This is a genomic window from Kaistella sp., from assembly GCF_032060305.1.
Classification (GTDB): Bacteria; Bacteroidota; Bacteroidia; order Flavobacteriales; family Weeksellaceae; genus Kaistella; species Kaistella yananensis.
Map to the genome: position 1 here is coordinate 1 of NZ_DAMBHK010000046.1, position 9,401 is coordinate 9,401.

Annotated in this window: 11 protein-coding genes; 1 reads left to right on the forward strand and 10 read right to left on the reverse strand. The window is 42.4% G+C overall.

The features are described 5' to 3' along the window. Positions 1–493 (forward strand): CatA-like O-acetyltransferase (locus V5N63_RS07735; RefSeq protein ID WP_332033486.1); only part of this gene is annotated, 493 nt, incomplete at its 5' end. Positions 494–668: 175 nt separating this feature from the next. On the opposite strand, the gene V5N63_RS07740 is transcribed toward V5N63_RS07735, so the two are convergent. The 10 genes from V5N63_RS07740 to V5N63_RS07785 all read right to left on the reverse strand — a co-directional run. Then, complete coding sequence (locus V5N63_RS07740; RefSeq protein ID WP_218249263.1) at positions 669–1,091, reverse strand: META domain-containing protein; 423 nt, start codon at positions 1,089–1,091, stop codon at positions 669–671. A 483-nt stretch (positions 1,092–1,574) separates the two neighbouring features. Continuing rightward, positions 1,575–2,858, reverse strand: coding sequence for a TIGR00341 family protein (locus V5N63_RS07745; protein ID WP_332033487.1), 1,284 nt, complete (start codon positions 2,856–2,858; stop codon positions 1,575–1,577). 32 nt (positions 2,859–2,890) lie between these two features. After that, on the reverse strand, positions 2,891–3,736 hold the full coding sequence (locus V5N63_RS07750; RefSeq protein WP_088469024.1) for a mechanosensitive ion channel family protein: 846 nt from the start codon (positions 3,734–3,736) through the stop codon (positions 2,891–2,893). A 202-nt stretch (positions 3,737–3,938) separates the two neighbouring features. Further along, a complete protein-coding gene (locus V5N63_RS07755) occupies positions 3,939–4,145 on the reverse strand; it encodes a hypothetical protein (protein ID WP_088469023.1) in 207 nt (68 codons plus the stop codon). Positions 4,146–4,156: 11 nt separating this feature from the next. Next, positions 4,157–5,041, reverse strand: a complete 885-nt coding sequence (locus V5N63_RS07760; protein WP_332030073.1) for a helix-turn-helix transcriptional regulator — start codon at positions 5,039–5,041, stop codon at positions 4,157–4,159. Between the two features lie 131 nt (positions 5,042–5,172). Continuing rightward, positions 5,173–6,273 (reverse strand): alanine racemase, encoded by a 1,101-nt coding sequence (locus V5N63_RS07765; protein WP_332033488.1) that lies wholly within the window; start codon positions 6,271–6,273, stop codon positions 5,173–5,175. Positions 6,274–6,277: 4 nt separating this feature from the next. Beyond that, on the reverse strand, positions 6,278–6,712 hold the full coding sequence (locus tag V5N63_RS07770) for a GNAT family N-acetyltransferase (protein ID WP_332033489.1): 435 nt from the start codon (positions 6,710–6,712) through the stop codon (positions 6,278–6,280). A 14-nt stretch (positions 6,713–6,726) separates the two neighbouring features. Next, positions 6,727–7,632 carry a universal stress protein gene (locus V5N63_RS07775; protein ID WP_332033490.1) on the reverse strand — a complete coding sequence of 302 codons (906 nt, stop codon included), beginning with the start codon at positions 7,630–7,632 and terminating at the stop codon, positions 6,727–6,729. A gap of 506 nt (positions 7,633–8,138) precedes the next feature. Next, on the reverse strand, positions 8,139–9,086 hold the full coding sequence (locus tag V5N63_RS07780) for an aldo/keto reductase (RefSeq protein WP_332033491.1): 948 nt from the start codon (positions 9,084–9,086) through the stop codon (positions 8,139–8,141). Positions 9,087–9,103: 17 nt separating this feature from the next. After that, positions 9,104–9,401: NAD(P)-dependent oxidoreductase (locus tag V5N63_RS07785; protein WP_442905791.1), on the reverse strand; the 298-nt coding region annotated here is incomplete at its 5' end.

The following is a 9,401-nucleotide window of genomic DNA, read 5'->3' on the forward strand; positions in this document are numbered from 1 at the left end:
GTCGTTTTTTGCCTGCTATCTTCACAAATCAATGGCTGCGATCAATTCAGTTGAAGAATTGAAATTAAGAATTGTTGATCATGAGGTGGTATTATTCGATAACGTGCATGCCGGCTGCACAATTGGGAGAGCAGACGGAACTTTTGGATTTGCCTTTGTCAGCTTTTCAGATGATTTCGAAACCTTCAATAATGAACTGCAGGAAGAAATCAGAGCCGTTCAGAACTCAAACGGCTTACGGTTAAACAATGATGATATAAAAAAAGACCTCATCCGGCATTCTACCCTTCCATGGACTTCTTTTACCGGACTGTTGCATCCTACGGATTTTGACAGAACAGAATCAGTTCCTAAAGTTACTTTTGGCAAGTTCAGTATTCGGGATGGCAGGAAATATTTACCGGTTTCCATCGAAGCCCATCATGGATTAGCAGATGGTTTTCATTTGGCAAAGTATCTGAATGAATTTCAAAAGCTGCTGGACCATGGATAGAATTACCGCCGGTAACGGAGCTACATTTTTTTTTTGGAGAAGTAAATGCTAAACATTTAATTAAAGCTTTAAGTACCTTCCGCTGGAGGTTTATTCAGATCAGAGGGGCAATTCAGTGACCTCAAAAAAAAGAGCAGGAATTAATTTTCCTGCTCTTTTTACATGCGGTAAGGAGTTACAGCGCCGGTTTAAATCTCATCATCACGACATCTCCCGTCAGAAATTCCAGTTTTCCGTCGGTTACCCTGTAACGGTCAATCTGTTTCATTGTCTTGCGGAAAACAACTTCCCCATCTCCACAATACATCATCGTTGAGAGTTCTGGATCAGCAAAAGAAATCAGGTCTCCCTTCACTGTAAATTGAGTGGAATACCCGTTGCAGCCACTGTTTCCGGTAATCATATCCGACCCGGCTGTAAACTGAATTTTAGGTTTCATGTCCGGAAATAATCCCTGAAAAGTAATTCTTGGCCCCGTGATGTATTCAAGTTCCCAGGCATTGGCATATAATTTCTGGTCTTTCAGGACCGTATTCGTACTGCATGACATCATAATTAATGACACGATCCCGATGAGTAATAAAATGTGTTTTTTCATAATTGGTGATGATGAATTTATTTAATGGGTTCACTCAGGCAACAACCGTGCTAAAGTCCTTTTAATACAGAAATATTGGGAGGGAAAATTATTAAAGAATACCTGTCTGTTTTTATGTTTTCATGTTAGAGAAATGATAAGACCAGCCCTTCCGCTTTCGATCTGAATGCTCCGAGTGAAGACACTTCAGATATCGGACATCAGCTGAAGGTTCCCGCACTTCACGATGCCGGATTCCGGTGGCTTAGCTCCCGTAGCCACCGTTGAGGCATTAATTCCGGACCCTGAGGCTCCCGAAGGGTCACAATGATCAGCTTTCGGGATTTCCTGGCGGAGACTTCCAAAGTCACATTAGTGCTTGAAGGCAGATCCTCACCCCTATGAAGGGCCTGCTGTAGTTTATCGCGACTTTACTTGTCGGCTTCCCCCTTAAAGCAACGGCACGCTCCCAAAGCCACCCCTCCTTCCGGCATCCATCACCCATCACTTCGACGGTCTCTTATAAATTTCAATCGTATCAACTTTCAGCCTGGCTTTCAACCAGTTCTGCAGCGTTTTGGTCTGCTCATTACTAAGCGCATTCCCGCTTTCATACATGGCGACGGGAATCACGGATGCGCTGTCGCTGTCGGAAAGAATTTCCTGCTTTGATGCTGAAAGTGATTGAAGCTGCGGAATGATGGCTTTGGCTTCGCTGTAAAGATTATCTGTCTGGAATACGTATTTATCCATTTTCGCATTGAGTTCTGCTGCCACCTTGGAAACATCGTTTGCCACTTCATTATTCTGAATTTTCGAAGCCTGGGCAAGAAAAGCGCTGTCCTGCCGGATCACGAGGCGGGTATCTGTAATTCCGAATGCAGCCAGTTTTCTTTCTTCGTCCCTGATCTGCTCCGATGTAAATTTACGGGTAAGAAAAGCAAGTTCTATACGCCTGGGACTGGTGTTATAGAAAGTCTTTCGGTACACAATGGTATTTCCCTTATCCTCAAACTCTTTGGTGATGAAATTGGAGACCTGTTCATAAAATCTTTGCTGCTCTAAGAAACGGTAGGCAAAATAAACGCTGGGAATAATCATTAATAGCGTGACAACGGTAATCCAGGTGCGGACCCTGGATTCCTTTTTTTTATCTACAAATTCGGCAGCAGGATATTTTAAATATTTTACAATGATGAAGGTGGCAATACAGATAAAAACACAGTTAATGGCATAAAGAAACATGGCGCCGGCAAAATAAGCCAATTCACCGGTTGCCAGACCATATCCTGCAGTGCAGAGTGGCGGCATCAAAGCGGTCGCAATGGCGACTCCGGGAATCGGATTTCCTTTTTCAACCCTGGTTACGGCGATCACTCCCACCAGACCACCAAAGAAAGCAATGAGCACATCGTAGATATTCGGCGCGGTCCTGGCCAGAATTTCAGACTGGGCTTCTTTGAAAGGGGTCAGCAGAAAATATAGCGAGGACACCAGCAGACCTACCAGCGTAGAAATAAGCAGGTTTTTCAGCGATTTCCTCAGGAGCGCGGAGTCATAGATGCCCAATGCAAAGCCCGCCCCTACAATAGGTCCCATCAGCGGAGAAATCAACATCGCACCAATGACAACAGCGGTGGAATTTACATTAAGCCCAATGGAAGCCACCATGATGGCACACGCGAGAATCCAGAAATTGGAACCCGAAAAAGAAATGCTGTTGCGTACATTTTCCAGGACTTTTTCTTTGCGCTCTTCGCCGTTGTGGAGGTTAAAAAGTTTGTTCATATCAACAGTGAAATATCCGCAAATTTAATTCATTATTCTTTATACCATTTGAGTTCCTGAATATTTGCAGGCATAGAGATGCCAGTGGAGAGCAAATTGATTTTTACCTGATCGATCATTTCGCTGCGGATCATCAGGGCATCCCGGCGGTAATCTTCCGCGTCTACCCAAAAAAACACTTTGATGTTGACTGCATTGGTGGCAAGCTCGTCGGTAAGCACGAAAGGCTCATGGTCGGGGTCCCGCAAAGCCAGACGGTGTTTTTTAATGGTCTCTAAAATAATATTTTTAGCGCTGTCGATATCATTTTCATAGGCAATACCCACCATAAACTCCATACGGAAAAAGCCGTCTTCGGTGAAATTGAATACGGGCTTTCGGATGACATCACTGTTCGGGATATACACCACTTTACCGTCGAAAGTTTTAAGTTTGGTGTATCGGAATTCCATTGCTTTCACCTTACCGAAAATATCACCGATGCTTACCGTATCATCCAGATTAAAAGGCCTGTTAAAGGAAAGGATGATCCCTGATATAAAATTCTCGCCAACATCTTTAAAGGCGAAACCCAGAATTACCGCAGAAGCCCCTGCCGCCGTTAAAAGTCCGGTGGCGATACCGTCCAGTCCTGCAATTCTTAGGGCAAACATAATAACGACCGTTATAAAAACAAGTTTAATGGCTTTCACCAGAAAATTGGTCATCAGTGGGTCTCTGGATTTACCTCTGATCGTGTTACGGGCAAGATCTGATATTTTATTGGCTACGAAAGTTCCAATGGCAATGATGAGTATGGCCATCAGGATTTCGGGCACCCGGTCTATAAAACTGTTCCAGCTTTCCTGAAAGGATTGTAAAAGTTTGTTGGTTTCCATATTTCTTTTTATCGTACCGCAATGCAGGGATTAATCAGTGATACCATGCCCTTGAAGAACTGATGGTTTCTGTCACATGATTACTCCCGCGCCAAACCTACGCAAACTGCCTGCCATACTTCATGGTGAATGCAGGCATCCGGAGGCCACTGGACCTGAAGTCAATTCATCAGCTCCGGCAGCCCCCGGTCCGGTCACTTTTTTATGGACGTACCTTCCCGTTTCTTACATTGTGTTCCTTTGGTTTTTCCGCTTCGATATGGGTTAGGGTAATAAGTCCAAAGGAATCAAAATTTGAATCCACTTTCGTTGAAATCCCCGTATGTCTTAATTTCAGACTTTCGGGCTTTTGTCGGTAAAACAGGTCTGTTCTGCTTTTTGAATGGTGTGTTGAACTGTTATTTTTCATAAATATTGATATTAATTATTAATCGAATTTTTTCTGTACGTATCTGGCGTAAGACCGGTACTTTTCTTAAAATATTTTCCGAAGTGCGAATTGTCTGTAAATCCCAGTTCCAGAGAGATCTGTCGTACCGAGAGATCCGAATGCGACAGGAGTCTTTTTGCTTCTAGTATGACCCGGTTTCGAATGACAGTCCCTGCAGGTTTCCCAAGTGACTCCTTTACAAGGGCATTCAGGTAATTTGCCGTTATCGACAGCTCGTGGGCGTAATCACTTGTTGTTTTAAGTTCCCGGAAATTCACATTCACCAGTTTCTTGAACGCATCAACCAGCATACTTTTGTGGTCGGTCCTGCTGCTTGCCGGGTTGGAATTTTCCGCTATGCGCTCCATTTTTAAAACACAGGTCTTCAGCAAAAGACAGGTCACCTCTTCCGAAAACTTTTCAGATTTTTTAAACTCATGTTCAATATGCCCGCAGACCGAGAGCCAGGAAGAGAAATCTTCTTCCTCTATATCAACGTAGGTAGGCAGGTTTTCCAGCGCCGTGTCACTCCTAATGTCACTGTTACCGGTATAAATAAGGTTATAAAACGACTTTGAAAACAGAATGATTTTCCCGTGGATTGGCCCGTCTAACTTCCAGGAATGAATCTGGTCATAATTGATGAAGAACAGCCGCCTGGGTTTGATTTCGTACTCTTCAAAATCTATAATATGCGAACCCACGCCATCAACAGTGAGCACAAAGGTATAAAAGTCGTGCCGGTGTGATTTTGTAAGATGTTCCGCATCCTTCAGAAACTGTTCAAAGGAGTAAAAATTGAAATCTACCACATGCTGGGGAGTCTTCTTGATGTTCTTTATGGAGTATTTCCTTGGAGGACTGGTGTTTTTCATCGCTATCATACACTTAGGATGCAAAGATAAAATATACCATAAAATAAATAATGGTATATTTTACCGCTACCGTGTGATGATTTATTTAATATGATGAAAAAATATGAAGATCGGAGATGTTTTTATTGGATTTAGGCAGGATTTAATTGCTCACGACCGGTTTTTACGGTTTTCTTTTCTACATAGTCGGAATTCATCAGACTCAGCAAACCCATATAATTGATATTGAACGTTATAAAATCCCCCACCTTATAATTCCGGTGGGCATCTTCAATATCCAGCACCACCATATCCGAACTGCCGCCTACAATTTTCAGGGATTCATCTATGGGCTTCAAATCCTTAAGATTCATTTCAAGAAGCCCTACATCAATAATAGCCCGTTTGCTGGTGGAATTTTTCGGCTCAACGCTGAAGTCTTTCTTTTCACCGGTAAGGTTATAGCCTAACTTCCCTTCCGGAATATTGGGTTTTTCTTTAATCTCAATAATTTCAGCATGAAGTTTAAATACGTCCTGGCACATTCCTTCAATATCAGAATGATCATAAACATTGGTTCCAAAAAACAACGTTTCGCCCACCCGGAAATGGTTGATATACTCCGGCATTTCCCCACTCATAATAAGCGGGATAGCCACTGAGGCACCCCCGGAGATATAAGGAATGTCTATCCCGAACATCTGTTCAACCTCGTTCCGGCATTCGTACAGTTCTTTCATTTTTCCGTAATCTGGGAGCACGCCATTCATACACGTTAAATTTGTGCCAATTCCGACAATTTTAATACTCGGAAGATCTTTTACCTTAGCAAAAAAATCCAGCAGACGCTCCCTCACTACACCTTCGCGCAACTCGCCCATCTCGATCATAATCACGGTTTTATGTACGGTATTAATCGAAACCGCTTTCTGCGATATTAGCTTGAGCGTATTGATTTCCGTATTAAAGCTTACGTCAGCATAGCTTAGAATATCCTCAACAAAAGTTAAAGGAACAGGTTTTATATAAACGGTCTGTGAATTCGGAGAAAGCACCTTAATTTTTTCAAGGTTGGATATTCTGGAATCACAGAATTCGTCGATAGGCAGCGACAACACTTCTTTCAGGAAGGTTTCATTCCCGCAAAGCACCTTTGTGACAACACTCCACTCGATATTGTTTTCTGAAAAAAGTTTCTGCAGAAAATTGAAATTGTGTGTAAGTTTATCTTTATTTAAGGTGACAATTGACATGACATTATTTTACAAGCCTCATCTCCAGATATTTTGAACTGAAGCCCAGTTTTTCGTAAAGTTTCTTCGCAGGATTATCCGGTTCGCAGTGCAGTGCGATACTGCCGTCGCAAACTTTCACCGTTTCTTCCATCAGTCTTTTGCCGATGCCCATTCCCCGGTACTCATGATGGGTGGCAATATACACCAGAATATTTTCGGGAATGTATCCGGACATTCCGGTTTTGTTGACGACCACCGCACCGGTGACCACATCATCGTGCTGTGCCACCAGAAGATACCCGCCTTTGCTCCCTGACGTATCTGAAACATAATCCAGAGCCAGCGAAATATCCTCATAAGAATCGCCGTACTGCTGTAGATGCTCCTTCAGAAACAAAGCGATTTCATTTCTGTAGGACTTTGGGATAAGGGTGTTTGAAAATTTTATAATTTGCATTGTGTATTTTTAAGTTAAACCGGGAACATAGGATAAGGAATCGTAACATATTGTATCAGGGCATCTTCAGGCTTTTTCTTTCGGTAAAATAATACCGGAATATGAGATTTATAGATAACATTTTCGGTAAAATTATTTTGAAATATCTTTGCCAGTGGTTTTTCGGTTGTAACATTTACCGCAACCAGATCCGCGTCGCAGCTTTTACAGGCCTGAAGAATCCGATCTTCCGCATTTTCATCAATTAATACGTCCTGCAGGACATATTCTACGTTCTGTCGGGCAAGTTTTACTTTCAGAAATTTTATGGTATTATTAACCGACAGTAAGGAATTGTTTATTTTACCGGTAGCGATGCCTAGAAGACTGATTCTTGATTTATTACGCTTTGCAATAGGTAAAACAGACTGTAATTTAGAAAGTACGCCTTCGGTATCCCTTACAGGATACAGCATGTGCTGGAATTCGTGTTTCGTACAGCTGTACGGAACCGAAATTACAGGAACAAAAGTATTAGTAATAATCTCGTATGCGTTGGAACTGATAAATCCCGGACGTTTCTTTGGATAATCTACTCCAAAAACAATAAGGTCTGCAGACTTTTCCGAGGCATATTCGGTGACACTTCGCGCAACCGAACCCACTGTGGCGTAGGTTTCTACATGTTTACAACCACCATTTTCCAGTTTATTTTTTACCTGAGCCAGTAGATTTTCTGAGCTATCCAGCAGCGCATTTCCATGATAATAAAACTTGCCGCTGCCTGCAGTACCTGTACCCAACAAACAGGACTTTATAACATTGATTAAATAAATATTTGCTGAATGCCTTTTCGCAATAGCCATTGCAGCCTTCAGAAAGTTTACATTATTTTTTGTGAAGTCTATAGGAATCACAATATCCTTAATTTCATTCGTCATCTTCATTATTTTACTTTGCAAATATAAATGATAGCACGCCGAATGAATGGTAAGAAAACTTTTGCTCGTGGTATATCTCAGGGTAAAACGTCATGTTCCAGAGATTAGCTTAACCATGAACCTCAATCTGCAAATCCCCAAGGCCTTTGGTATGATACATGCTATTTTTTAACATAAAAAAAATATCATAATAAACACCGCTAAAATAATCTCCGTATACACAGTACTGATGCTTGCCTCCTGTTTCAAAATTGATAATTCACAGAGAACCGCGCCGGCAGAGTACGCGTAGACCGAACGCCAACTGATCCAGAACCGCGCGAAGGATTCGCTTATGGGCGATAGCATCAACGCTTCCACTGACATGCCACCACAACAGAAGACCGAGCAGAATCAGAACCAGTCGGGCCTAAATAAACAGTCACAAAATACGGATTCTTTGCGCTAATCGCATGCAAAAATCCCCGGAATATTTCCCGGGGATTAAAGAATTATAAATTCTGAAATTATTGGCTCACTTTATCGAGCACTTGCATATCGGCTGAATCTAAATTCAGGGATGAACTTGAGAGAATTTCAGTTAACTGTTCTTTGGAAGTGGCGCTAGCAATGGGTCCGCCGATATTGGGCTGTGCAGATAACCATGCCAGGGCAACAGCAGCCGGAACGCTGTGATGTTTTGCTGCGATTTGGTCTAAAGCTTTTAAAATATTCAGACCCTGTTCGTTGAGATATTTTGCAGCGCCCTGTCCACGCGGGCTTTTGCTAAAGTCATTCTCTGACCGGTATTTTCCGGTTAAAAATCCTGAGGCTAACGCATAATACGGGAAAACAGTAAGTCCGTGTTCTGCAACAATCGGAGCGTAATCGGTTTCGTAACCCTTTCTTTCCACCAAATTATACAGCGGCTGCAACGCCTGATATTTTGCCAGATTGTTTTTATCAGAAAACTCCAAAGATTCTTTAAGACGTTCCGGTGAAATATTGGAAACCCCAATCTCTTTTACCTTTCCCGATTTTACCAGTTCGTCAAAAGCGCTTAAAGTTTCTTCTACAGGTGTTGTACCATCATCAAAATGTAGATAATAAAGATCGATATAGTCCGTTTGAAGTCTTTTGAGCGATTTTTCCACGGTTTCCAGGATGTGATTTCGGCTGGCGTCGATTCCATGCTCGCCGGTCTCGCCACCAACTTTCGTAGCAATGATGATTTTGTCGCGGTTGCCTCGCGCTTTCATCCATTTACCGATGATGGTTTCAGATTCTCCGCCGCCACCTCCGTTGATCCAGTAGGAATACATATCGGCGGTGTCGATAAAATTATAACCGGCTTCAACATAAGCATCAAGTATTTCAAAAGATTTTTCTTCGTCGAGGGTCCATCCGAAAACATTTCCGCCTAAACTGAAAGGTGCTACTCCACTAATGTTTTCGCCAATTCTTATTTTTTTCATTTTATTTCGGTTTCTGGTTAGTACGCTGCAGTAAATCTTTCCTGATGATGTTTCGGATGCTGCGCTTCGTCAATAAGAACTACGGCCAAATCTTCTGCTGAAAGTTTTGATACGTTATTTTCATCAACAACAGGATGCTCTTTACCGAGACGGTAATTTCCGGTTCTTCCGGTGGTAATGCCAGGATGCATTTCGATTGCCGGACTGAAATATGTCCAGTCGAGCTCTTTTTCTTCTTTCAGAATATTCAGATAATCCCTTGCAGCCAATGCTCCGGGCTTAATCTCTGCCGGAAAGCCTTCCGTATCTACTAAC

Excerpts from the sequence above, each read along its gene's own strand:
- V5N63_RS07755 (WP_088469023.1), bottom strand. The coding sequence starts at position 4,145 with ATGAAAAATAACAGTTCAACACACCATTCAAAAAGCAGAACAGACCTG.
- V5N63_RS07775 (WP_332033490.1), bottom strand. The coding sequence starts at position 7,632 with ATGACGAATGAAATTAAGGATATTGTGATTCCTATAGACTTCACAAAA.
- V5N63_RS07765 (WP_332033488.1), bottom strand. The coding sequence starts at position 6,273 with ATGTCAATTGTCACCTTAAATAAAGATAAACTTACACACAATTTCAAT.
- V5N63_RS07760 (WP_332030073.1), bottom strand. The coding sequence starts at position 5,041 with ATGAAAAACACCAGTCCTCCAAGGAAATACTCCATAAAGAACATCAAG.
- V5N63_RS07740 (WP_218249263.1), bottom strand. The coding sequence starts at position 1,091 with ATGAAAAAACACATTTTATTACTCATCGGGATCGTGTCATTAATTATG.
- V5N63_RS07780 (WP_332033491.1), bottom strand. The coding sequence starts at position 9,086 with ATGAAAAAAATAAGAATTGGCGAAAACATTAGTGGAGTAGCACCTTTC.
- V5N63_RS07770 (WP_332033489.1), bottom strand. The coding sequence starts at position 6,712 with ATGCAAATTATAAAATTTTCAAACACCCTTATCCCAAAGTCCTACAGA.
- V5N63_RS07750 (WP_088469024.1), bottom strand. The coding sequence starts at position 3,736 with ATGGAAACCAACAAACTTTTACAATCCTTTCAGGAAAGCTGGAACAGT.
- V5N63_RS07745 (WP_332033487.1), bottom strand. The coding sequence starts at position 2,858 with ATGAACAAACTTTTTAACCTCCACAACGGCGAAGAGCGCAAAGAAAAA.